Raw genomic sequence first — 24,742 nt, 5'->3', positions numbered from 1 at the left:
ATCACGATGCCGGTTCCATCTCGTCGATCTGCGCCAGTGATCTGTAGCAGCGACTGCAAATGGCGGGATGGTCGGCGAGTGTTCCGACGCTGTCGTCATAGACCCAGCACCGCTGGCACTTTTCGCCGGTGGCCGGTTCCACTTTGACCCATACGCCTTCGGTTTCCTGGCCGGCATAGGCACCGGGAATCTCCCCTTTGGTCATGACGGCACGGGAAACGATGAAGATGGATCGAAGATTATCCTGGAAATCGGCCAGAACGGTAAAAAGCGAATCGTTGAGCCCGACAGTGACCGACGAATCCAGTGAATGGCCGATCACCTTTTCCGCCCGAGCCTGTTCCAGCGCCTTGGTCACTTCAGCCCGTACGTTGATCAGCGTTTCCCATTTTTTGGCCAGGACATCATCCTTCAGTCCGGCGTCCGGTTTGGGGAAAGCGACCAGGTGAATGCTTTGGGCCTTTTCATTCAGCGCCGGCATATAGCTCCAAATCTCCTCGGCCGTAAAGGGCATGATGGGTGCCATGATCCGGGCCATGGCATCTAAAATGGCATACATGGCCGTCTGGGCGCTGCGCCGTGCCGTGGACGCAGACGGGCTGGTGTAGAGCCGGTCTTTTAAAATGTCCAGGTAAAAAGAGGAAAGGTCAACGGTGCAGTAGTTGTAAAGCCGGTGATAGATCACATGAAACTCGTAGGTATCATACGCCTTGCGCACCCGCGCCACCAGCCCCTGGAGCTGATGCAGGGCAAAGCGGTCGATATCCAGCATCTGATCGACCGGCACGCTGTCGGTCTCCGGCGAAAAATCACTCAAGTTGCCCAGAAGGAACCGACTGGTATTGCGAATCCGACGATAGGCATCGCTGAGCTGCTTGAGGATGTTGTCGGAAATTCTCACATCGTCCCGATAGTCGGAGGCGGCCACCCACATGCGCAGAATCTCGGCACCATATTTGTCGATCACCGTTTTCGGCGCCACCACGTTGCCTAAGGATTTGGACTGTTTCTTGCCTTCGGCATCCACCACGAAGCCATGGGTCAATACGCTGCGGTACGGGGCTTCTCCCCGGGTGCCCACGGCGGTTAGCAACGCGCTGTGGAACCATCCCCGGTGCTGGTCGCTGCCCTCCAAATAGAGATCCGCCGGCCACTGCAGATAGTCCCGGTCTTCAAGCACGGCGGCATGACTGACCCCCGAATCGAACCAGACATCCAGGATATCGGTCTCTTTGGCAAAGGATGCATGGCCGCAGCGTTTGCACACCGCGCCTTCCGGCAGCAGGTCGGCCGCCTCCTTTTCGAACCATACATCGGCCCCGTTTGCGGCAAACTGGTCAAACACATGCTTCATGGTCGCTTCGTCCATGTGGACGGTATCGCAGTGTTCACAGATAAATACCGTAATGGGAACGCCCCAGGCCCGCTGGCGGGAGACGCACCAATCCGGCCGGTTTTCGATCATGCCGAAAATGCGTTCCCTTCCCCAGTGGGGAATCCACTGGACCCGGTCGATCGCCTCAAGCGCTTTTTTGCGCAGGCCCGTCTTATTCATGGAGATAAACCACTGGGGCGTCGCACGAAAAATGACCGGTCGTTTGCAGCGCCAGCAATGGGGGTAGCTGTGTTTGATATCGGCTTTGGCCAGCAGTACGCCTTTGTCCTTGAGCGTCTGGTTGATGGCGTCGTTGGCTTTGAAAACGAACTGCCCGGCAAACCGTTCCACTTCGTCGGTAAAAACACCGTTGTCATTCACCGGGGAATAGGCGTCCAGTCCGTACTGGAGACCCACGTCGTAGTCCTCCCGACCATGGCCGGGGGCGGTGTGCACACAACCGGTGCCCGCTTCCAGGGTAACATGGTCGCCTAAAATGATCAGCGAATCCCGGTCGTAAAAAGGGTGCCGGCAGCGCTTGTTTTCCAGGTCAGAGGCCTTGAGATCGACCAGGATGCGGTAATCGGCAATGCCGAAAATCTTCATGCAGGCGTCCACCAGATCCCGGGCCAGGATGAGAACCTGCCCGTCTCCGGTCTCAACGGCCGTGTAATCGAAATCGGGGTGAAGGGCCACGGCCAGGTTGGCCGGCAGCGTCCAGGGAGTGGTGGTCCAGATTACCACGGAAACCTTTTTCCCGGCCAACTCTGCGGCAATGTCTCCGGGATTGTCTTTCAGCACGAAGTTAACATACACCGAGGGCGACGTCTCATCATGGTATTCGATCTCGGCCTCGGCAAGGGCGGTCTTGCAGCTGCAGCACCAGTGGATCGGCTTCTTGCTGCGAAACAGGCTGCCGTCCAGGGCGAACTTGCAGCATTCTCTGGCAATGGTCGCCTCGTAGCGGTAGTTCATGGTCAGGTAGGGATTGTCCCACTCGCCCATTACACCAAGACGCTTGAACTCGTCGCGCTGGATATCGATGAACTTCTCGGCGTAGGACCGACACCGGCGACGCACCTGAGCCTGGGTCATCTCCTGTTTTTTGGATCCCAGCTCTTTGTCCACATTGTGTTCGATGGGCAGACCATGGCAGTCCCAGCCCGGAACATAGGGGGCGTCGAAGCCGGCCATCTGCCGGGAGCGAATAATGATGTCCTTTAAAATCTTGTTCAGTGCCGTTCCGATATGGATATGACCGTTGGCATAAGGCGGGCCGTCATGCAGCATGAAGGAAGGCCGTCCCTTGGACTTCTCCCGAATTTTACCATACAGCCCCATGGTTTCCCAGGTTGCCAGCTGATCGGGTTCTCGAGCGGCGAGATTGGCTTTCATGGGAAAGCCGGTGTTTGGAAGGTTCAGGGTCTTCTTGTAATCCATCGATGCCTCCGTATCGGTATTTTCATGATAAACGAAGATTTTTACTTTGAAAGCCGGTTCGTGTCAAGCCAATAGAAAGGCGGATTTCCCGATATTGTTCCTTGAAAACGGGTCGGTTTTAGGTCAATATATTTATTTTATCTTTGACCCGAGTTAAGCGTTTTTTGGGAAAGCGAGTCAGACGTGGATCTCCACCGATTGAAACAGCAGATCGAATTTGTCCGGGAAGTGGACAAACTCAAAACCATCAACCGCCAGACCCTGCTCATCGACGCGTCGCGGCGGGAAAATGATGCCGAGCACTCCTGGCACCTGGCCCTGATGGCCCTGGTACTGGGAGAATATGCCGGCGGCGATGCCATAAACCTGCTGCACGTGATCCGCATGGTCCTGGTCCACGACCTGGTGGAGATCGATGCCGGTGACACTTACTGCTATGATGAAGCGGGGTATGCGGATAAAACCCAGCGGGAAACACGGGCAGCCGACCGCATTTTCAACCTGCTTCCGCCGGACCAGGCCACCGAAATCCGGGCCCTGTGGGATGAATTCGAGGCATCCCAAACGCCGGAAGCAAAATTCGCCAACGCGCTGGACCGTCTTCAGCCGCTGATGCACAACGTGTTTACCAACGGACGGATGTGGAAAAAACACGGCATCATCAAATCCCAGGTGATCGGCCGAAACCGAAAAATTGCCGACGGCGCCCCGGACCTGTGGACATTTGCCCGAAACCTGATTGAAAAAGCGACGGATGACGGCCATCTGGCCCCCTGACACTGGCGATCCACTCTTGAGGACGCACCCGAAAATGATTTTTTTACGGTAAAATATGAGGGGTCCAGGGTTCAAGGACTGAATCTTCGAATCCAAAACCCTTTTAAGGAGAGACCATGTCGCCCAATCCCCCCATGGAAAAAGTTCTCATCATTGGCTCCGGCCCCGTCAAGATAGGCCATACCGGCGCTTTCGACGACGCCGCCTGCCGGGCTTGCGAGGTTTATCGAGCAGCGGGACTTCAAACGGTAATGGTCCACTGCGACCCGTCTGCTCTGGCTGCGGACATGGAAACGGCGGACCGCACCTACCTGGCGCCCCTGACCCTTCAGTCACTGACGGAAATCATCTTGAGGGAAAAGCCCGACGCGCTGCTGCCCACCGTCGGCGGGCCGAGGGCCATGGTTCTGGCCCACGCATGCGATCGCAAGGGGCTGCTAAAAGGCAACGGCATCCACTTGTTGGGCGCGACTCAAAGGACCCTCAGTCTGATCGACAGCCCGTCCTCATTTTTCGATGTCGTGAATGACCTCGGCCTGGCGGCTCCGAACGGGCAATCCACCGACAGGATATCGGATGCGGCGGCCATTGCCGAGACCATCGGATATCCTGTTTTTGTGCGCGCCGCCAATTCTGCGGGTCCGCTTCGCCAGGGCATCGCCTACAACGTCGAAGAATTACGCCTGCTGGCTTCCGGCGGACGCCTGCCGTCCGAAAAGGTGGGCCGATTGCGCATCGAACAGGCGCTATCAGGGTATCGTGAAGTGGAGGTGGAACTACTGCGAGATGCAGACAACCGGGTGAAGGTCGTCGGAATGGCCGAGAATATGGATCCCGTGGGCATTCACAGCGGCGATTCTTCAGCCGTCATCCCCCCGGTAACCCTCGGGGAACAGACCCGCCGGCAGATTGAAACGGCGGCATGCAAACTGGCCGGACAGATCCGGGTAACCGGTGCGCTGAACGTAAAACTTGCCGTAGGGCCAACTGCGGATCAACTGCTGGTCCTGGCCGTAAACCCTTGGTTTTCCCGCATAAGCGCCTTTTGCGCCAAAGCCTTCGACATCGATCTTGCCACCATCCACGCCCGTCTCAGCCTGGGAACAGGATTGGACGAAGTTCTGGACGGAAAAGAATCACCCATCGCGGGCATCATGACCGGCAACACGGTTGCCGTCCGCCTGCCGTGCTGGGAATTTGAACGCTTTGAAGGAGAAACGGCCAGGCTGGATGCCCGCATGCAGTCCACGGGAGAAGTCTTGGGGCTCGGCCGCAGCCTGCTGGAAGCCATTCAGAAAGCATTCCGTTGCCGATCACCCCAGCACCCGCTTGTGGGCTTCAGACCGGAACTGAGCCCGCTCAGTGTCGATGATCTGATGCGCCGGTTGGTCTTGCCATCGCCGGAGCGTCTGTGCATGGTGCACCAAGCCCTGAAAAAGGGCGCTGCGCCGGAAGCCCTGGCCACGGTCACCGGTATCCACATCCAATGGATTCATCAGTTGGCTGATTTGGCGGTTCTGGAGACACAGTTGGCCGATCTGGCAGGTAAAACACCGCCGGCATCCCTGATGGCCCAGGCCGCCGCGGCCGGGTTTTCCGAATCCGGCCTGGCCCGTCTGCTGGAAATATCGCCGGAGACTGCCGACCGCCTGATGTCCGATGCAGGGGTCAGAATCCGGCCCCATGCATCGAATGATCATGGACAATCCCGGGTCTGGTTCAACTCGCCCACCGGCGTACAAACCCGGCACACTCCCGCAGGAAAAAGCGTTCTCATTGTCGGTCCGGGCTTTGGTCGCATCGGCCACAGCATCGAACTGGATCACTGCTGTGTACACGGTGCCAGAGCCCTGCGTACCGCTGGTCGCCAGGCAATCATGGTCAACGCCAATCCAGCCGCCGCAGGCGGGCTGAGCGATGTCGACCGCACCTATGTCGAACCGTTGACAGCTGCCGACCTCGAATCCGTCTGCCGTTCGGAAAACCCCGAAGGTGTAATCCTCCAATTCGGAGGATACGCAGCCATGGATCTGGCGCGCGATCTAAGTGATGCCGGTCTCCCGGTATGGGGGACAGCCCATGAACAGGTGAATCTCTCACAGAACCGCCTGCGGTTCAGCAGCCTACTGAGGAACATGGGCATTCCCCACCCCCCCATCGGCATGGCCCATAACCCGGAGCAGGCCATGGATCTGGCCGAAACCATCGGCTATCCCCTGGTAACCAGTGTGCCGGCAGACAGACGGAGGAATCGTTACGGCATTGTCATGGATGCCCGCATGCTGGAACAGGATTTGATGCAAACAGCCGTTTCCGCTGAGTCGCCGATGCTGCTGGAACAGTTCCTGGAATACGCCATCGAAGTGGAAGCCGATGCCCTTTGTGACGGCAGGACGATCTACGTACCGGCGGTAATGGAGCACATCGAACTGGCCGGCGTTCATTCGGGAGACGCTGCCATGGTGATCCCCCCCTACAGCACCCCGCCGCGCCACCTCGATACGATCAGCGCGATCATACAAAAAATCGCCTTGGAACTCAATGTAAAAGGATTGCTCAATACCCGTTTCGCCGTATACAACGACACGGTCTACCTGTTAGCGGCCCGTCCCTGGGCCTGCCGGACCCTGCCCCTGATTTCCAAGATATGCAACGTTCCCATGGCCGAACGGGCGGTGGAGATCATGCTGGGTATGGCCCTGGACGAGATGGACCTGCCTCGCCGGTTGCTGCCCCATTATGGTATCCGATCATCGGTTTTCCCCTTCGATACCTTTAGGGAGACCGATCCCCTTTTGGGCCCCCGGATGCAATCCACCGGCCAGGTCATGGTCCTGGCAGATGTTTTCGGAATGGCCTATTTCACTTCCCAGGAGGCGGCCGGTCCGCCCTTGCCACTGAGTGGAAATGTGCTGATCACGGTTACCGACGCCGATAAACCCAGCATTTTAGAGCCGGCAAGGCTGTTCACGGAAATGGGATTCGGCATCCTGGCCACACGGGGTACCCACATGTTTCTGAAGAAAAACGGCATCGGTGCCCAGTTGGTTAAAAAACTCGGTTTCGGTCGCCCCGACCTGGTGGACGGCATCAAGACCGGGGACGTCGCCCTGGTGGTCAACACCCCAAGCGGCAGTCAAAGCCAGCAAGATGATGCCTATATCCGCAAAACCGCCATCCGATATAACATTCCGGATATCACTACCCCGGCCGGTGCGCTGGCAGCAGCCAAGGGAATCGCAGCCCGAAAACAGGGGCAGGACGCACTTTGCACGCTTCAGTCGTTTGTCAGGGTTCTGAAGTGAAACTATTTATCGATTGAGGGCGTGTTTCTATCCTCCGACCGCATCCCCCCCTTCCGCGGCGTCAGGATTACCACGCTTCGTTGAGCATTCAGGACAGGAAGATGGTAGCGGTGAATTTGAATGGAAAAAGAAATGCCGCTGAGGATGATTGTCCCGTCATTCCTGAGATTTACGGCTTCGTGAGTAGGGTCCGTCTGCGGACCTTTCATGGCCAGAAGGCTGCCTCCTTGAGAAAGAAAGGGCAAAGCTGTTTGGGCAAAGTCCTCCAGTGAAGAAAAAGCCCTACAAACCACCAGGTCATATTTCCCAGAGTATCCAGGCTGCCGACAAAGATCCTCCAAACGCCCATGAACGGCCGCAATGCCCTTCAACCCAAGGCTGCGGATGGCATGTTTGAGAAAAGAGATCTTTTTCCGTACGCTGTCCACCAGGGTAACCGTCAGGTCGGGCCGTACGATGTTGAGCGGAATGCCGGGAAAGCCCCCGCCGGAACCGGCATCCAGAACCCGCAGGCCGTCTCCGATCCAGGGAGTTGCCGCCAGAGCATCCACATAGTGTTTAATCGCCACTTCCAGGGGATCGGTGATGGTCGTCAAGTTGGTGACGCGGTTCCACTGGAGCAGTTCCAGCGCATGCCCCCCCATGGTTCGGGCCTGGCTGTCGGTTACCGCCAACCCGAATGCCAGAGCCCCCTCGATGACCGTTTGCCGCCACTTTTCAGAATCGATTTCCACGGAATGCACGCTGCGTTTTAGTTTGATCAGGCGGGTTTGACACCCCGGACGATACCGGAATCATTGGGCCCCGTAAAATCCAGCCGCTGAATATCCACAAAGCCCGCCGTTTCGAGCATGCTGCCAAGCTGAGCCTGGCTGTATGCCCGTCCACCTTCGGTTCCCAACAACATATTCAGGGAAAAAAGTGCGGGAAACAAGGGTTGGTCCAGGGTGTCGTCCAGGATGAACTCGTGGATGACACCCACGCCGCCGGGATTCAGGCACTGGAACGCCTTTTGAATGATGCGGTTGCAGCCCTTCGACGATTCGCCGTGGAGGATGTGGGACATCCATACGACATCGTATCTGCCGGGGATGTCGTCTTGCAGAAAATCACCGGGAAGATAAGCCACACGCTCCTCCATCCCCATTTTCCGTATGGTTTCTTCGGCAAACGGCCGGGTGGTGGGCAGGTCCATTACCGTTGCGGTTAGGTCAGCATAGTGCCGGCAAAAATGAATGGCATAGGTACCGGGACCGCCCCCCAGATCCAGCAGTTTTCTGTAACCGGAAAGATCGACGACGGGCACCAGCCGCGGTGCCAGCCGCATGGCGAGGTTGAACATCCCCATGAGAAACGCCTCGCGCTCTTCCGTGCCTTTTTCCCGGACAGGCAGCAGGATCGGTTTCCCGGTGGCAACCGCTTCCGGCAGTCTTGCCCAGGAGCCCACCAGGTGGTGGTGGTGCCGGATGATGTATCCGAGGTAGCGGTCCGAATCCACGGACAGGTATGTTCGGCTGGCCGGCGTATTGGCATAGCCCGAAGCATCTTTGGTCAGCAGTCCCATGGCGGCAATGGCATCCAGAAGGCGGTTGACGCCGTCAACCGGTGCATCCAGCTGTTCTGCCACGGCCTTTCCATCCACCCGGTTGTCCCCGATGCGGGTAAACACGTCCAGAGCCACCGCGCCGTGCAATGCGCAGGTGGCCCAATAAGCGCCGGATGTCTCCAGGATGCGCTCCGGTGTCCATTGTTGCTGGTTCATCCCCTCTCCCTTCGATTGTTGTTGCGGGTCCGCCCGTGATAAAATCGACCCTTACCCCAGGCAGGAAATTGTTCTCACCGTGTCAACGATCATGCGCGGCCCCCGCGGTTTGATACGTTTAATCCACTTGCCAAGGCAGATGTTTTTTTGTTAGGGTCGCAACAGGAAATCACAGGTCAGGATTACGCTGGATTTTTAATCGTCTACAAAACACATCCATCGGTGCATATCAAGATACGTTTCGTCGAATGGTAAGCGGCAGACCGCCCACCATGCAAGCAGGGCAGGCAATTTGTTTCGAAAGCCACCTCAGGTTGCCTGCCGATAATAGATGGATTTGCCGCAACGTAAAAATGGCACCGTGGTTCGGCTGCCGTGGAACTATCGAATGACCGGGAAAAACCGCACCGAAGCAATAAACGCCACCCATAATACCAGAGTTGCGCAGGACCGCTACCGCATCCTTTTCGAACGTTCTCCCGATGCCGTAATCGTCACCGCACCGGACGGACGTATCCTCGATTTCAATCCGGCCGCGTTAGATTTTTTCTGCATTTCCCGATCCGAACTGCAAGAAGCGAACATCGCCTCCTTTTATGCCAACATGGCCGAACGGCCACCGTTGATCAGCCGGGTGGATAAAACGGGTCTGATCCACAACGAACCGGTTATCTTCGTCGGCAGCGGTGGTCAAGTGAAACACAGTCTCGTGACCACCATGCGGCTGGATGATCCGGACGGCCGCATTTATGGATACCAGAGCGTCATTCGTGACGTCACCATGCACAGGCTGGCTGAAAAAAAATTGCACGACCAGAAAAGCTATGCCGAGCAACTGATTGACATCGCCCCGGAGGCCATTGCCATCCTCGACCTGGACGATCGGGTAATCCGCATCAATGAAGAGTTTTGCCGCCTTTTCCAATACGTTGAACCAACGTGCATCGGCCGACGGATGGATGAACTGATCGTACCCGGGCACTTGAAGGCGGAGAGCCTCTCTCTTTCCGCAAGGGTCATGGGTGGTGCCTGCTTTGAAGTGGAAACCCGGCGGATGAGAAAAGACGGGACGCTGGTGGATGTGTCCATCCTGGCAAAACCGATCGCCACGGAAAATGACGAACCGGCCATCTATGTTATCTACCGGGACATTTCAGCACGAAAGCAGGCACAAGAGTCATTGAAAAAAAGTGAGGAGCGTCACCGCACCGTACTGGAAGCCGCTCCTGATCCGGTAATCGTCAGAGACATGGTTGGGCGAGTCATCTACCTGAATCCCGCTTTTACCCGTGTTTTCGGGTGGAGCCTGGACGACTGTCAAAACCGGACCATCGACTTTGTCCCCGAAGAGAACCTGCCCGAGACCCAGCAATTCTTGGCGCAAATTCATCAGGGGGCCTCCTTTTCGGGGGTGGAAACCCGACGATTTACCAAAAGCGGGCAACTGGTGGACGTCTCCATCAGTGGCGCTGTGTTTTTCGACACCGAGGGAAAGCCCGAAGGATACGTCAATACCCTTCAGGATATCAGCGAGCGCCGCAAAAAAGACGAGGAACTCAGGTATGTCGCCTATCACGATACCCTCACCGGGCTTCCCAACCGCAAATCGTTTTATATGTGCATCGACGATCTGCTTCAACATTCGAGTCGCCGGAATTCAGACCACGCATGGGCGCTGATGTTTCTGGATCTGGACAAATTCAAACAGGTCAACGATGCCCTGGGCCATGATACCGGCGATCGTCTGCTAAAAGGGGTGGCTGACCGGCTCAAGGCGTGTCTTCGCGAAACGGACCACCTGTTCCGGCTCGGCGGAGATGAATTCACGATTATACTCACCAATTTGAGCCGTGATATCGACGTCGCACGCGTGGCACGCAAAATCCAGAACGCCCTCACCCGCTCCTTCCGCTTCAATGGCCATGAGATATTTACCTCCACCAGCATCGGTATCAGCGTTTTCCCCAACGATGGATGGGAGGTGGAAGGTTTGGTAAAAAATGCAGACATGGCCATGTACGCCGCCAAGGAAAATGGCGGGAGCGACTACCGGTTCTTCACCGAAGAGATGAACCGCAAAGCCTTGTACCGAATGAAGATGGAAAGCAGCCTAAGAAAAGCGCTGGACCAGAACGAACTGGTGCTTTACTACCAGCCGCTGGTGAACGAAACCAACCGCATCATGGGCACGGAAGCCCTGCTCCGATGGAACCACCCGGAGTTGGGGCTCATCCTCCCTGCTGATTTTATCCGCATCACGGAAGAAACAGGCATCATCGTGCCTGTCGGGCGGTGGGTGCTGCAGACCGCCTGCACCCAGACCAAGCGCTGGCACGATATGGGATTTTCGGACCTGTTCGTAGCGGTCAATCTTTCCGCCAGGCAGCTTCAGGAACCTGATTTTGCACAGATGGTAGTTGATATTGTTGATGCAAGCGGTCTTCCTCCGGAGAGCCTCAAACTGGAAGTCACCGAGAGCAGTGTGATCCAGAACCCGGAAGTCTGCATTGCCAAGATGAGAAGCCTGCGGGCCAAAGGGATCACCTTTTCCATTGACGATTTCGGCACCGGGTACTCCTCGCTGAGCTACCTGAAACGATTCCCCATCGACACCTTGAAAATTGATCGGTCCTTCATCTCCGATGCGATGAACAACAAAGGAGACCAGGAAATCATCAAAACCATCATCTCCATGGCCCGCAACCTGAACATCGATGCTGTCGCCGAAGGGGTTGAGACACAAGCGCAGAGGGAATTTTTAGCCAGTTACGGATGCAACAGCATGCAGGGATTTCTGTTTGCCCACCCCGTTCCCGTAGAAAAGTTCAAGGATCTTCTTGAGCGTCAACGACGGCCGACTGCTCCGCCTGATAAAGAGGAAAAAGGGCTTCAAAAAGATTCAAGGAGTCGCATAAAAAACTAGGAAATGCAACGGATCTGACCCCCCGGTTAAAAATCATCCCCGGAATGTATAATGACTATTTTGAATCTCAACTTGTTTTATCACCGGATCGGGAATCCCGGAGTTTTTAATGCGATTTCGCCCCTGTATTGATCTTCACAACGGCGTGGTAAAGCAGATTGTGGGTGCCACCCTGTCCGATGCCGAAGCTGCCGGTTTGAAAACCAACTTTCAGGCGAAAAAGCCTGCCACCTGGTTTGCCGACCGCTATCGCCGGGACAATCTCACCGGCGGCCACGTGATCCAGTTAGGCAGGGGCAACGCGGCGGCTGCCCGGTCGGCCCTCTCCCGATGGCCGGGCGGCATGCAGGTAGGTGGAGGGATCACCGCTGACAATGCCGAACAATGGCTGGATGCCGGAGGCAGCCATGTTATTGTCACCTCATGGGTGTTTCACGACGGCTGCATCCATATGGAAAAGCTAAAACAGCTGACCCGGAAAATCGGAAAAGAACGCCTGGTGCTGGACTTGAGTTGCCGCAAGCGCGGCGACAGGTATCTGGTTGTCACCGATCGCTGGCAGACCTTCACCACCGAGGCGGTCACGTACCCGTTTTTGGACCACCTGTCCGGCTACTGCGACGAATTTCTCATCCATGCCGTGGATGTAGAGGGTCGCTGTGCGGGCATCGAAGCCGACCTGGTGGCCTATCTGGGCCGATGGGATCGCCTGCCGGTCACCTATGCCGGGGGGATATCCGGACAGCATGATATCGATCTGATCGAATCTCTGGGGAACGGAAGCATCGACTTTACCGTAGGCAGCGCCCTGGACATCTTCGGCGGCACCGGGCTGCGCTATGCCGATCTCGCACGGAGATATGGTTCGGTTCAATCCATGGGCAGGAACGCATAACCTCTTGTCTGGTAGGCTACGATTGAAATATAGCCGTTTTGAACGACAGTGATCGCCGGCAGGAAATCCGCAGGATCGACCTCTTGCGCCCTGGCTGCGATGGCACACTGCTCCAACCGAAAGCCGTGTTGGCTGAACTGGTCGATCCAGCCTTGAATTTCCTTTTTTGTTCCCTCATCCTTGGCATCGACATACTTAACCCCTCGGGTGACAAAACGGCTGGCTCCGCCGCGAAAGGCGACCACAATGGTTGGTGTGACCCCGGCATCCAGCAGTTGGCTGTAGGTTTCATCAATCAACTCGAGTCGCCGCAGGAGCGGCTTGGCCTCGCCCACGTTGACATCGCAAATAATTTTAACCGACGTCAAATCAGCCAGGGCCTGTCTATCATCCGCGTTGCCGGCGTAGAGCATCGAAGGAAATAAAACCAGCAACACAGTCAGAACGTTTTTCATGGCAGCCTCCCTTTGCATACATGTTCAGCGCCAACCGGCAGTCTGTCAAGCCGTGCGCCTGTCGTCTAAAATAAGGACTGACAGCCTTGAGGGTCAAGGCTGCCACATCCTTATTTTCGATCAGAATGGGCATTCAGGAGGTGGGGCGATAATGGGGACGTCTATGTTTTCATACTTTCCCTATCTAGGCGATAATGGGGACGTCTATGTTTTCATACTTTTTCTATCTATAAGATCGAATCCGTTATTCTTTTCAATTTGTTCCCCGCGTTTCGAGGAGCGACTTGCCGCCGGTTGGCTTATTCTGAGCCGCCTCGCGATCTCGATGGTGGTCATTCCAAGTTTCCGATGCGCCCAAAAACATAGCAACGACCGGGCCTGGACGGTCTGGGGCGATTTCCCGCAGGCAGTGACCGGATCCGGTGTCAGCTTCATCACTTTGGAAACTTTTAATGCCACCTGGTCAAAATCAATTCCCCGGGCTTTCAAAAAATACCTTTCCTCAAGCGCCTCACCAAACCGGATCTCAACGGATTCAGGTGGATATACCGGACCAATTCTTTGAGATAAGGGGCTTCCTGACACAAAATGGATTTGTAGCGATTCTGGAAAAGCTGCCCATGACGCTTGTATTTACGATTGAACCAGCCTGCGTATCCCGTAAGCAGGCGACTCATAAAAATGGAAATGGGAACAGCGCCGGTTCTGAGCAGCAAGTGAACGTGATTATCGAGCATTGCCCAGGCAAAACAATCCATGCTCGTCTCTGGAACCAGAACCGACAGCCGGTTTATAAAATGGTTACGATCATAATCGGACCGGAATATTTTCCGCCGTTCGATTCCCCGGATGATTACATGGTGCAACGCCCCTGGCGCATCTATTCTTGCTTTTCGTGGCATGGTCACGGACTATCAGATGGGATAGGATATGTAAAGCATGAAAGCATAGACGTCCCATTTATATTCCGGAACAGATCAGGTGGGGAGTATCGAAGCATACGTCAAAAGCCATTGAGAGATACATGCTGCCGGAAATCGGTGAAACGAAACTTGTGCAATCGACCTTGAAGCGGACGCAGCGGGGAGAAGTTGTGCCTATTCGGAAACGGTCAAAGCGCGAAATATCGTGACTCCGCACCCGCAACCAAAAATGGGCCATCTTAATAAAGGAATTTGCAATGAAATCAATGGTAGGATGGAGGCGGCATCCGGATTTGAACCGGAGAGTGGAGGTTTTGCAGACCTCTGCCTTACCACTTGGCTATGCCGCCCTTATAAAAAAAAATGGAGCGGGAAACGGGATTTGAACCCGCGACTTCGACCTTGGCAAGGTCGCACTCTACCACTGAGTTATTCCCGCTCAGTTGAAGTGGCACTTTTATTAATTTATGTTTTCAATGTCAACAGAAAATTTTAGCCGCGAAGTAATTTTCTGAACCGGAGGAAGTAATCCGCCCCCGACCAGACCGTAAACAACAGTGCTCCCCAGAGAAAGAACCTGCCGACAACCTGAAAGTCCAATCCGAATGCCGGATAATGAAACATCAACGGGATAATGGCCGCAATCTGGAAACCGGTTTTGTATTTTCCCAGGCTCGATGCGGAGACGTCCTGCTTGTTCTGGGCAATGATATTCCGCAACCCGGTGACGGCCAGTTCCCGACCGATGATGATGCAGGCAATCCAGGCGGGCATCCATCCCAAGGCGGTGAGCATGATCAAGGAGCAGGAGACCAGCAGTTTGTCAGCCACCGGATCCATGACCTTCCCCAGATTGGATACCAGCCCGTATCGGCGGGCCAGGTAACCGTCAAAATAATCGGTGATGGCGGCGGCGCTGAAAATAAGGCCGGCCAGCAGTGCCGTGAAACGGTTGGGCACCATCAGCAACACCACGATGATTGGAACCGAGACGATCCTGAACAACGTCAGCGTGTTGGGATGGGTGAGAAGTGAGTTGATCTGCTCGTTTTTCATTTGATTCAGATTGATGGTTCAATCATTCTGTTTATTATCCACCCGCTATTTTTTAGTTTTGTCCCAGTCGGCAAGAAAAGCCTGGATGCCCTTGTCCGTCAGCGGATGTGCCGCCAGTTTGCTCAGCACGTTAAAGGGTATGGTGGAAATATCCGCTCCGGCCAACGCCGCGTCCAGCACATGCAGGGGATTGCGGATGCTGGCCACGATGACCTCTGTGTCGTAAGCGTAGTTGGCAAAGATTTCCACGATCTGTTCAACCAGCTGCATGCCATCCTGGGAAAGGTCGTCCAGTCGCCCGATAAAGGGACTCACATAGGTCGCCCCGGCTTTCGCCGCCATCAATGCCTGCAGGGGCGAGAAGATCAAGGTGACGTTGGTCTTGATATTCTCCTCGGTGAGTTGGCGGGTGGCCTTGAGGCCATCCACGGTCATGGGCACCTTGATGACGATATTCTTGTGGATTTTGGCCAATTCCCGCGCCTCTTTGACCATACCCGCGGCTTCCAGGCTGATCACCTCGGCACTGATGGGGCCATCCACGATTTCACAAATTTCCTTGATGACTTCTTCGAACACGCGGCCTTCTTTGGCAATCAGCGACGGGTTGGTGGTCACGCCGTCGACCATGCCCATGCTGTGTGCTTCTTTAATTTCATCTACATTGGCAGTATCGATAAAAAATTTCATGATCGGATTCCTTCCTGCGTATCGCGTGTTTAGCCGTATCGCTTCTCGGTTGCACCGCTTTATTGGCAGACCGAAGGCGAAACCATCATTCCGACTCCCGACTTTCGGGTTCGTGTCCACTGCTACCCGAATCCGGTTTTAATTCTTTTCTATGCGCCGTCAGCTATCGGCTAAGCGCGTTTTTATCCTTTTGGTTTCTCCAAAAACCGGTCACGGCAGGCCGTCGAGCAAAACACGAATGTCTGCCCGCCGTGTCTCAATTCCACGCCTTCCCGCCTGGGAAAGTATATCCCGCACACCGGATCCTGGACCATCACATCGTCGATACGGGGATGGCGGGAATCATTCTGGCCCGGGGCCTGAAGATTTCGCATCACCCATGATTTGACGGCCCGGTAGGCCAGGTAGACGATGATGATCAGCAGAATCAGTTTCACGGTATCCCGCCTTGTAACAGGATGGGCTGGTTTTCCAAAGCAATGACCCGCTGTTCATCATCGTCAAGCCGGCTTAGCAGATCGGCAAGGGACTGGCCCAGCACCGGATGAATGATCGTCGGGTCTATATCACAGATAGGCCGTAAGACAAAAGCCCTTTTGTGCATGCGCGGATGGGGAATCTCCAGCCTCGGTGTCCGGATCACCCTGTCGTCGTAGAGCAGGATATCCAGGTCCAGCACCCGCGGACCGAACCGGATCGTATCGGCCTTTCGCCCCATCGCCTGCTGAATGGCTATCAGTTCATCCAGCAGGTCCGAAGGTTTCAGTGTCGTGCCGATCTTCACAGCTGCATTGACGAACCAGTCCTGATCCGCATAGTCAACCGGCGAGGTCCGGTAAAATCGGGAGGTTTTCAGAAGCAACGCTTGACCGGATTCAACCAGGCCAGCAATGCCTTTCAAACAGTTGTCCAGCTTGCCCCCCAGGTTCGATCCAACGGAAATGTACACGGCATGGTCCGTCTTTACGACCGCCATGCTTCCTCCCACAGCTCTCCGGAATAGATCACCCGGGCATCGCCCTCCAGGAATACATCCTGATAGCGGCCGCCTTGTGTTTTAAAATGAACCGTCAGATTTCCCCCACTGCGGGTAGTCAAGGTGACCGGTGATCTCAGCCCCCGTTCATGGGCCAGGATCAGCGCCGCGGCGACATTGCCCGTGCCGCAGGCCAGCGTCTCATCTTCGACCCCGCGCTCATAGGTTCGGATAAAAACTTGCCCTTCCTTCCCGATGGTCACGAAATTGGCGTTCGTGCCGGCCGGCGCGAAGTCTCGGTGATGACGGATCCGGCGGCCCATTTCAACGACATCCAGCCCCTCGATGTCGTCCACGACCATCACCACATGCGGCACGCCGGTGTTGATGCTGGCCACGGCAACCCTTTCCCCGCCCATGTCCAAATCGTACCCGGTTTTGAGGTCCCTGGGCTGGGTCATGCGTATTTTTACGCTATCGTCACCCACGCTGGCTTCGATCGTCCCGGCCAGGGTTTCGAAGGCCATCTGCCGGCCGGCGATCCCATGGATGAAGGAAAAGCGGGCCGCGCAGCGGGCACCGTTGCCGCACATGTCCGGCAGGCTGCCATCGGCATTGAAAAAACGCCACTTGAAATCAACGCTGTCCGACGGTTCGATCAGGATCATCCCGTCCGCCCCGACCGACATTTTTCGGCGACAGGCCCCGACGACCAATTGATGAAGCTGGGCCTCGGGGACCATCTGCTCCCGATTGTCGATAACGATAAAATCGTTGCCGCTGCCGCTCATTTTAAAAAAGGGAATGGTTTTCATGGGGTATCCGACCCTTCGGAAGGTCTATCGGTCAGATGATCGAACTGCACCGGGTTTGAATCCGGCCCTTCATCCCTGTCCGTCTCCAGTCGAACTTTGAACACATAGCGATAACCGGACGCCAGGGGGACATCGATGAAAAAGCGGTTGGTTTCCGTATGAACGTATGGAACCGTCGCCACTTTTTGAAATACCAGCGGGCAGCCTTCGCAGCCCGGTTCAGCCAGGCTGGTGCGGGACCGGTAGATGCCGAATGCCGCATGTTTTACCTGCCTGGCCGATAGCGGCTCCGGCAGTCGCCAGGTCAGCCTGACCGTCTGGCCGGCCACCTTATAGTCCAGTTCCGCCACCGCCGGCACCGGCGCCTTCTGTGGAGGCACCGGGGGCCCCTTGATCCCGCACCCGAAAAAACTGAAACCGAGCAACAAAAAAAGCCCTATCGAAATCAGTCTTTTGGCGGCGCAGACGGCCCTTCCCGCCATTGGCCGTTCAATCACGAATCGTTTCACCGAATCGTTACGCGTGCGTCTCATCGGCCAGCGCCTTTCGTGCATCCGCGATAGCTCGGGCCACGTTTTCCGTTGCCGTTCCCCCCAGACTCCGCCGCCGATCGATCATGTGTTCCAGCGTCAGGTGATCGAAGATATCCGCCTTGATCAATGGCGAGAACTGTTTGAGTTCATCCAGGGACAACTGGTCCAGTTCCTTGCCCTTGTCCAATGCATAGGCGACGGCACTTCCCACGCAGGCGTGGGCTTTGCGAAAGGGCATGCCCTGATTCACCAGGTAATCGGCCATGTCCGTGGCATTGAGGAATCCGACGGAAGCGGCTTTGCGCAGGGTCTCCCGGTTCACGGTGATCCGCGGGATCATCTGGATGTTGATATGCAGGCAGGCCTTGATCGTGTCCACGGCATCAAAGAGCGGTTCCTTATCTTCCTGCATATCCCGGTTATAGGCCATGGGAAGGCTCTTCATGAGGGTCAGCAGGGCCATCAGCGAGCCAAACACCCGACCGGTTTTTCCGCGGACAATCTCGGGGATGTCGGGATTTTTTTTCTGCGGCATGATACTGCTGCCCGTGGCAAAGGCGTCCGAAAGGGCGATAAAGCCAAACTCCGATGTGGACCACAGTACAAATTCCTCGGACAACCGGCTCAGATGGACCATGCAGATGCTGGCGGCCGCAAGGAATTCTATGGCGAAATCGCGGTCCGCCACGGCATCTATACTGTTGGTGCTGACTCGGGAAAAATCCAGCAGCTGGGCCGCATATACCCGGTCGATGGGGTAAGTGGTGCCGGCCAGGGCTGCCGCACCCAGCGGCATCACGTCCATGCGGTCCAGACAGTCAAAAAAACGCGCCTGATCCCGGTTGAACATCTCGTAATAGGCCATCATGTGGTGGGCAAAAAGCACCGGCTGGGCCCGCTGGGTATGGGTGTAACCGGGCATGACCACATCCTGGTGATCCTCGGCCAGATCCACCAGCACCGCCCGCAGCGTTCGCAGAAGGTCGATGGTGCGGCGGGTCTCGTCGCGCAGATACATCCGTACGTCCAGGGCAACCTGGTCGTTGCGGCTGCGGGCGGTGTGAAGCTTCTGCGCCACCTTGCCCGCCACCTGAAGCAGCCGGGCCTCGATGTGCATGTGGATATCTTCCAGGCTGTCGTCAAAGGTGAAGTCACCCCGATCCAGCTCCCGTTTGATGGTGCCCAGCCCCTCCACCAGTTGAACGGACTCCTCATCGGTAATGACCCCGACCTTTGCCAGCATCCTGCAGTGGGCAATACTGCCGGCGATGTCGAAGGGGTAGAGCCGGCGGTCATAGGCGATGGAGGAGGTAAACGCCTCTACGCTTTTGTCCGTTTTCTCCGAAAACCGCCCGTCCCAGGGTTTTTCAGCCATGATACACGCCTACCCCTTCCGTTGCATGAGTTTTCGGATGCGCAGCCTCAGGGCATTGAGACGGATAAATCCTTCGGCATCCGCTTGGCGGTATACATCATCGTCCTCGAACGTGGCGTGAGCTTCACTGTACAGGGAATAGTCGGACTTTCTGCCTCGGACGATGCAGTTCCCCTTGTAAAGCTCCAGACGCACCACGCCGGAGACGTTTTTCTGGGTGCTGTCGATCATACCCTGCAGAACCTCCATCTCCGGAGAGAACCAGAACCCGTTGTAAATGAGCTGGGCGTATCGCGGAATCTGGGAGTCCCGCAGGTTCATCACTTCACGGTCCATGGTGATGGATTCCATGGCCATGTGAGCCTGTCGCAAAATAGTACCGCCAGGCGTTTCATATACCCCGCGGGATTTCATGCCCACGAACCGGTTTTCCACAATATCGATGCGGCCGATGCCGTGTTTGCCCCCCAGGCGATTCAACTCGGCCAGCAGGTTGGCCGGTGACAGCGCACTTCCGTTTATGGCTACCGGGTCCCCGTTGGCGAAGGTCATCTCAATGGTTTCGGGGGTGTCCGGAGCATCCTTGGGTGAGACCGTCAGGGTAAAGATGTCGTCCGGCGGGCCGGCCCATGGGTCTTCCAGAATACCCCCCTCGTAGCTGATATGCAGCAGGTTGCCATCGGTGCTGTAAGGTTTGGCGTGGGTGGTGGGCACGCGTATGCCGTGCTTTTCAGCAAAGGCCATGAGCGCAGTTCGCGAGTTCAGGTCCCATTCTCGCCAGGGTGCAATTATCTTGATGTCCGGGTTGATGGCGTAATAGCCCAATTCAAAGCGCACCTGGTCGTTGCCTTTTCCGGTGGCACCGTGGCTGACCGCGTCAGCCCCTTCCAGGGCGGCAATCTCCATCTGCCGTTTGGCGATGAGGGGCCGGGCAATGGAGGTCCCCATCAGATACTGCCCTTCGTAGATCACATTGGCCCGAAATGCCGGGAATACATAATCTTTGACGAAAGTTTCCTTGAGGTCGTCCACATAGGCCTTGACCGCACCGGTCTTCATGGCGTTGGCTTCCACGTTGGCCAGGGAATCGGTCTGACCGATGTCGGCGGAAAAGGTAACCACCTCGCAATCATAGGTTTCGATGAGCCACCTCAGGATCACCGACGTGTCCAGGCCACCCGAGTAGGCCAGCACCACTTTATTTATTCGTTCAGTCACCATTGATCTCCTTGTATTTTTGGTGTTCGTGACCGTTCACCATTCACTATTCACCATTCACTATTCACCGTTCACCGTTCACTATTCACCATTCACCGGGTCAGCACGTTGTCGAGACATTGGATCAGCGCGTCAATTTCACTTTCTTGGATGATCAGCGGGGGAACGAATCGCAGGATCTCCCCTTGAACACAGTTGACCAGAAAACCCTTTTCCATGAATAGTGGTACCAGTTCATCAGCCGGTCCGTTCAATTGAATGCCCAGCAGCAGTCCCTTGCCCCGAACCTCCACAATGCAGCGGTGACGAAGCTTGAGTTGTTTGAGTTCATCCTTGAAATAGGTCCCGGTTTCCTGGGCACGATATAGGATCTTTTCCTCATCGATGATTTTCAGGGTCTCAACTGCAGCGGCCGCCACCAAGGGGGTACCGCCGAAAGTGGACGCATGGCTGCCGACCCCGAAAGCAGCCGCCACCCGTTCAGTGGCCAACATGGCCCCGATGGGAAGGCCGTTGGCCAGCGCCTTGGCCAGAGTCATGATGTCCGGCGTCACGCCGTAGTGCTCGTGGGCAAAGCGTTTGCCGGTACGGCCCATGCCCGTTTGGATCTCGTCCAGGATCATCAGCACGCCTCTCTGGTCGCAAAGCTGTCGAACCTGTCGGAGAAAATCGGGGTCCGGGCACCGGATGCCCCCCTCCCCCTGAATGGGCTCCAGCATCACGGCGCAGGTATGCTCGTCGATAGCCGATTTCAATGCGTCGATGTCGTTGAAGGGAACGAAAGAAAAACCCTCCAATACCGGGTCGAAACCTTGCTTAATCTTATCCTGACCCGTGGCCGACAAGGTGGCCATGGTACGCCCGTGAAAGGACTTTTCCATGGAAACGATGCGAAACCGTTTCGGCTGCCCGCCGTCCTTAAAATATTTGCGGGCCAGTTTGATAGCCGCCTCGTTGGCCTCAGCACCGGAGTTGCCGAAAAAGACACGGTCCGCAAAACTCTGTTCCACCAACATCCGGGCCAGTTCAGTCTGCGGGATCGTGTAATAGAGGTTGGATACGTGCACCAGCTTTTTAGCCTGGCGGGCCACCGCATCGGCAATACGCGGATGAGCATGGCCCAGGTTGCACACGGCGATGCCGGCCACAAAATCGGTATACCGGCGGCCCTGGGTATCCCAGACCGTACAGCCCTGGCCCCGTTCCAGTACGATAGGAAAGCGTTTGTAGGTTGCGGCCATCACCTGGTCCGCCGTATTCATAATCGTATCTGTCATCTGCCCGCTCCAAAAAAGAGTTCCAAGTTCTGATTCAGCGTCGATACAATATCGGTCGCATCGAATCAAGCCGATATCTCTTCACGATTAAGCCCTATTCCGTTACTTCCGTCCCTATGCCCCTATCGGTGAAAAGCTCAAGCAAAATCGCGTGGCGGCGTTTGCCGTTAATGATGGGCACCTTTTCCACGCCGTTTTTAATGGCATGAAGGGCATATTCGATCTTCGGGATCATTCCCCCGCTGATGCTGCCGTCGGCAATCATTCGGCTGATGGTGTCCGCATCGATGGAAGAGATCAGCCGGCCGTCGGCATCCATCACCCCGTCCACGTCGGTGAGCAGAATCAGCCGGCCGGCAGACAAGGCCGTGGCGATGTGGCTGGCCACCAGATCCGCATTGATGTTGTAGGTTTCCCCCTCCCTTCCCGCGCCCACTGGGGCAATAATGGGAATGAACCCCTGTTCGGAGAGTGTATGAATGATCTGGGGGTTGATCCGGGTGACCTCACCCACCATCCCCGGATCGATGATTTCGGGTGGACTGCCCGCGTCAGCCTGATGGACGATGTGCATCTTTATCGCTTCGATGAGCCCGCCGTCCTTCCCGCTGAGCCCCACGGCCTTGCCCCCCTGCTGGTTGATCTGAGCCACGATACCCTTGTTCACCTTCCCGCCCAGCACCATCTCAACCACATCCATGGTGGGGCCGTCGGTAAGCCGCATACCGCGCACAAACTGGGGACGGATACCCATCTGGTCCAGGACCCGGTTGATCTGGGGACCGCCGCCGTGGACCACCACCGGATTAAGGCCGATAAACTTAAGCAAGGTAATGTCCCGGGCAAAATCGGTCTTCAGCTGCTCGTCAGCCATGGCGTGTCCCCCGTACTTCACGACCACGGTCATCCCCGAGAACTTACGGATATAAGGCAGCGCCTCGATGAGGATATCCGCTACGGTCGAGTGGGGGGGAATCTTGTCTGCTGTCATGGTGGTTCCTTGATAATTATAAAATATACCGACTCAGGTCTTCATCGTCCTTGATTGCCTTGAGCTTATCCGAAACGTATGCATCATCAATCGTCAGGTGGGAATCCGTCACATCGGGGGCGTCAAAAAGGATATCTTCGAGCAGACGTTCCATGAGGGTATGAAGGCGCCGGGCGCCGATGTTCTCTGTCCGGACATTCACCTCTTCGGCAATCTCGGCAATTTTTTCAACCGCACCGTCGGAGAAAACCAGCTCCACCCCTTCAGTTTTGAGCAGGGCGATATATTGGAGCAGCAAGGCGTTCTTCGGCTCAGTCAGAATACGAAAAAAATCCTTTCGGTTCAGGGCATCCAAGGTCACCCGTATGGGGAACCGCCCCTGAAGCTCCGGGATCAGGTCGGACGGCTTGATCGTATGAAAAGCGCCGGAGGCAATAAACAGGATGTGGTCGGTCTTCACCGGTCCGTACTTGGTATTCACCGTGGACCCCTCCACAATGGGTAAAAGATCCCGCTGAACCCCCTCCCTGGATACATCCGGACCGTGCCTTTTGCCGTTGCCGGCAATCTTGTCGATCTCATCCAAAAAAATGATACCGGACTGTTCCACCTTGGCAATCGCATCCTGGATCACCTTGTCCATTTCCACCAGATTCTGGGCCTCCTCCGCAACCATGGTCTTCATGGCTTCGGGCACTTTGATTTTCCGTCGGCGGGTGTTCTTGGGCAGCAGAGAGCCCAACATATCCTTGAAGTTGAACCCCATCTCCTCCATGCCCACGTTGGAGAAAATCTCGACCATGGGCATGGTGCGCTCGGCCACATCCAGATCAACATAGCGACTGTCCATCTTTCCAGCCTGCAGCATCTTGCGCAACTTTTCCCTGGTGGACGAAGTCACATCGGCGGATGTGTTGACCACCTCCAGGCCGCCTTCTCCGGCAGCATCGGTCCGACCACGGTCCGCTTTGGGCAGCAGCAGATCCAGCATCCGCTCTTCGGCAATGCGCCATGCCTTGTCCTTGACAGCCTCTTGCTCGGCCGTGCGAACAGCGTTGACCGTCAGCTCCAAAAGGTCACGGATCATGGATTCCACATCCCGACCCACATATCCCACTTCGGTAAACTTGGACGCCTCCACCTTGAAAAACGGCGAGTCGCTGAGCCGCGAGAGACGCCGGGCGATTTCCGTCTTGCCGACCCCGGTAGGGCCAATAAGAATAATGTTTTTGGGGGCAATCTCATCTTTCAGCGAATCCGGTACCTGCTGCCGACGCCATCGGTTTCTCAATGCAATGGCAACCGACCGTTTGGCCTCATTCTGACCGATAATGTATTTGTCCAGTTCAGATACGATATCAATGGGTTTCAGGTCATTCATGCGCTAGAGCTCTTCAATGGTTATACGATCGTTGGTGAATACGCACAGGGACGCGGCGATTTGCATGGACACCTCGACAATCCGGCGCACGTCCAGTTCAGTCTGATGGAAAAGGGCTGTAGCCGATGCCTGGGCAGCCACAGCGCCGGAGCCGATAGCCACAATCCCCTCATCCGGTTCGATAACATCCCCGTTTCCCGATATGAGCAGCATGGAAGTGCCGTCCACGGCAATCATCAAGGCTTCCAGGCGGCGCAGGTATTTGTCAGCCCGCCAATCCCTGGCCAGTTCCACGGCCGATCGGGTCAGGTTTCCGTTGTAGCGCTCCAGCTTTTGTTCCAGTTTCTCAGTCAGGGTCAGGGCGTCGGCGGTGGCGCCGGCAAACCCCACCAGGATGGTATCGTTGTAAATGCGACGAACCTTGCGGGCATTGTGTTTGATGACCGTGTTGTTTAGGGTCACCTGGCCGTCACCGGCCATCACCACCCGATCTTTGGCCCGGACCGCCAGGATGGTGGTGCCGTGGAATCGCAGGGAATTTTCCATTATTTGATGGGGCATGGTTTTAACCCGGA

General features: G+C 56.1%; 21 protein-coding genes and 2 tRNA genes. 4 read left to right on the top strand and 19 right to left on the bottom strand.

The genetic code is table 11. From position 1 onward, the window contains the following. Position 1 precedes the first annotated feature (1 nt). The gene (ileS, locus tag ACHZBS_RS23360; RefSeq protein WP_319408892.1) at positions 2–2,815 is read right to left on the bottom strand and encodes an isoleucine--tRNA ligase; all 2,814 of its coding nucleotides are present in this window, start codon (positions 2,813–2,815) and stop codon (positions 2–4) included. Between the two features lie 183 nt (positions 2,816–2,998). Between ileS and ACHZBS_RS23355 the strand changes: the two genes are divergently transcribed. Beyond that, positions 2,999–3,592 (top strand): HD domain-containing protein, encoded by a 594-nt coding sequence (locus ACHZBS_RS23355; protein WP_319408891.1) that lies wholly within the window; start codon positions 2,999–3,001, stop codon positions 3,590–3,592. A gap of 116 nt (positions 3,593–3,708) precedes the next feature. Beyond that, positions 3,709–6,897: a carbamoyl-phosphate synthase large subunit gene (gene carB, locus ACHZBS_RS23350; protein ID WP_319408890.1), complete on the top strand. Its 3,189-nt coding sequence runs from the start codon at positions 3,709–3,711 to the stop codon at positions 6,895–6,897. A 2-nt stretch (positions 6,898–6,899) separates the two neighbouring features. On the opposite strand, the gene rsmG is transcribed toward carB, so the two are convergent. Further along, positions 6,900–7,631, bottom strand: a complete 732-nt coding sequence (gene rsmG / locus ACHZBS_RS23345; RefSeq protein ID WP_319408889.1) for a 16S rRNA (guanine(527)-N(7))-methyltransferase RsmG — start codon at positions 7,629–7,631, stop codon at positions 6,900–6,902. A 26-nt stretch (positions 7,632–7,657) separates the two neighbouring features. Beyond that, positions 7,658–8,659: a methyltransferase gene (locus tag ACHZBS_RS23340; RefSeq protein WP_319408888.1), complete on the bottom strand. Its 1,002-nt coding sequence runs from the start codon at positions 8,657–8,659 to the stop codon at positions 7,658–7,660. A 331-nt stretch (positions 8,660–8,990) separates the two neighbouring features. Here ACHZBS_RS23340 and ACHZBS_RS23335 point away from each other — a divergent pair, with 331 nt between their 5' ends. Then, positions 8,991–11,582, top strand: a complete 2,592-nt coding sequence (locus tag ACHZBS_RS23335) for an EAL domain-containing protein (RefSeq protein ID WP_319408887.1) — start codon at positions 8,991–8,993, stop codon at positions 11,580–11,582. Positions 11,583–11,691: 109 nt separating this feature from the next. Continuing rightward, positions 11,692–12,477 carry a phosphoribosylformimino-5-aminoimidazole carboxamide ribotide isomerase gene (hisA, locus tag ACHZBS_RS23330; RefSeq protein ID WP_319408886.1) on the top strand — a complete coding sequence of 262 codons (786 nt, stop codon included), beginning with the start codon at positions 11,692–11,694 and terminating at the stop codon, positions 12,475–12,477. On the opposite strand, the gene ACHZBS_RS23325 is transcribed toward hisA, so the two are convergent. From ACHZBS_RS23325 to hslV, 16 genes are all read right to left on the bottom strand, one after another. Beyond that, on the bottom strand, positions 12,453–12,932 hold the full coding sequence (locus tag ACHZBS_RS23325) for a DsrE family protein (RefSeq protein WP_319408885.1): 480 nt from the start codon (positions 12,930–12,932) through the stop codon (positions 12,453–12,455). The two genes, hisA and ACHZBS_RS23325, sit on opposite strands and share 25 nt — an antisense overlap. Before the next feature lie 485 nt (positions 12,933–13,417). Beyond that, entirely contained in the window at positions 13,418–13,834 is a 417-nt protein-coding gene (locus ACHZBS_RS23320) for a transposase (protein ID WP_319408884.1), read from the bottom strand. Between the two features lie 296 nt (positions 13,835–14,130). Next, positions 14,131–14,205, bottom strand: a tRNA-Cys gene (locus ACHZBS_RS23315). Between the two features lie 14 nt (positions 14,206–14,219). Then, a tRNA-Gly gene (locus ACHZBS_RS23310) sits at positions 14,220–14,294 on the bottom strand. Between the two features lie 53 nt (positions 14,295–14,347). Continuing rightward, on the bottom strand, positions 14,348–14,911 hold the full coding sequence (gene pgsA / locus ACHZBS_RS23305; protein WP_319408883.1) for a CDP-diacylglycerol--glycerol-3-phosphate 3-phosphatidyltransferase: 564 nt from the start codon (positions 14,909–14,911) through the stop codon (positions 14,348–14,350). A gap of 45 nt (positions 14,912–14,956) precedes the next feature. After that, positions 14,957–15,601, bottom strand: coding sequence for a fructose-6-phosphate aldolase (fsa, locus tag ACHZBS_RS23300; protein ID WP_319408882.1), 645 nt, complete (start codon positions 15,599–15,601; stop codon positions 14,957–14,959). 182 nt (positions 15,602–15,783) lie between these two features. After that, positions 15,784–16,038, bottom strand: a complete 255-nt coding sequence (locus ACHZBS_RS23295) for a YHS domain-containing protein (RefSeq protein WP_319408881.1) — start codon at positions 16,036–16,038, stop codon at positions 15,784–15,786. After that, positions 16,035–16,577 carry a 2-amino-4-hydroxy-6-hydroxymethyldihydropteridine diphosphokinase gene (folK, locus tag ACHZBS_RS23290; protein ID WP_319408880.1) on the bottom strand — a complete coding sequence of 181 codons (543 nt, stop codon included), beginning with the start codon at positions 16,575–16,577 and terminating at the stop codon, positions 16,035–16,037. The genes ACHZBS_RS23295 and folK overlap by 4 nt, the downstream gene beginning before the upstream one ends. After that, positions 16,565–17,392, bottom strand: coding sequence for a diaminopimelate epimerase (gene dapF / locus ACHZBS_RS23285; RefSeq protein WP_319408879.1), 828 nt, complete (start codon positions 17,390–17,392; stop codon positions 16,565–16,567). The genes folK and dapF overlap by 13 nt, the downstream gene beginning before the upstream one ends. Continuing rightward, on the bottom strand, positions 17,389–17,925 hold the full coding sequence (locus ACHZBS_RS23280; RefSeq protein ID WP_319408878.1) for a hypothetical protein: 537 nt from the start codon (positions 17,923–17,925) through the stop codon (positions 17,389–17,391). The genes dapF and ACHZBS_RS23280 overlap by 4 nt, the downstream gene beginning before the upstream one ends. Beyond that, a complete protein-coding gene (argH, locus tag ACHZBS_RS23275; RefSeq protein WP_319408877.1) occupies positions 17,909–19,300 on the bottom strand; it encodes an argininosuccinate lyase in 1,392 nt (463 codons plus the stop codon). Before argH ends, ACHZBS_RS23280 begins: the two co-directional genes overlap by 17 nt. 9 nt (positions 19,301–19,309) lie before the next feature. Then, the gene (locus ACHZBS_RS23270; RefSeq protein WP_394708023.1) at positions 19,310–20,521 is read right to left on the bottom strand and encodes an argininosuccinate synthase; all 1,212 of its coding nucleotides are present in this window, start codon (positions 20,519–20,521) and stop codon (positions 19,310–19,312) included. Positions 20,522–20,610: 89 nt separating this feature from the next. After that, the gene (locus tag ACHZBS_RS23265; RefSeq protein ID WP_319408875.1) at positions 20,611–21,795 is read right to left on the bottom strand and encodes an acetylornithine transaminase; all 1,185 of its coding nucleotides are present in this window, start codon (positions 21,793–21,795) and stop codon (positions 20,611–20,613) included. Positions 21,796–21,889: 94 nt separating this feature from the next. After that, positions 21,890–22,786 (bottom strand): acetylglutamate kinase, encoded by an 897-nt coding sequence (argB, locus tag ACHZBS_RS23260; RefSeq protein ID WP_319408874.1) that lies wholly within the window; start codon positions 22,784–22,786, stop codon positions 21,890–21,892. 16 nt (positions 22,787–22,802) lie between these two features. Then, positions 22,803–24,167, bottom strand: coding sequence for an ATP-dependent protease ATPase subunit HslU (gene hslU, locus ACHZBS_RS23255; RefSeq protein ID WP_319408873.1), 1,365 nt, complete (start codon positions 24,165–24,167; stop codon positions 22,803–22,805). 3 nt (positions 24,168–24,170) lie between these two features. Further along, entirely contained in the window at positions 24,171–24,728 is a 558-nt protein-coding gene (hslV, locus tag ACHZBS_RS23250; RefSeq protein ID WP_319408872.1) for an ATP-dependent protease subunit HslV, read from the bottom strand. Positions 24,729–24,742 lie beyond the last annotated feature (14 nt).

Source organism: uncultured Desulfosarcina sp. (genome assembly GCF_963664155.2).
Classification (GTDB): domain Bacteria; phylum Desulfobacterota; class Desulfobacteria; order Desulfobacterales; family Desulfosarcinaceae; genus Desulfosarcina.
The sequence above is the reverse complement of the archived record's forward strand: the minus strand, read 5'-3'. Positions and strand labels throughout refer to the sequence as shown.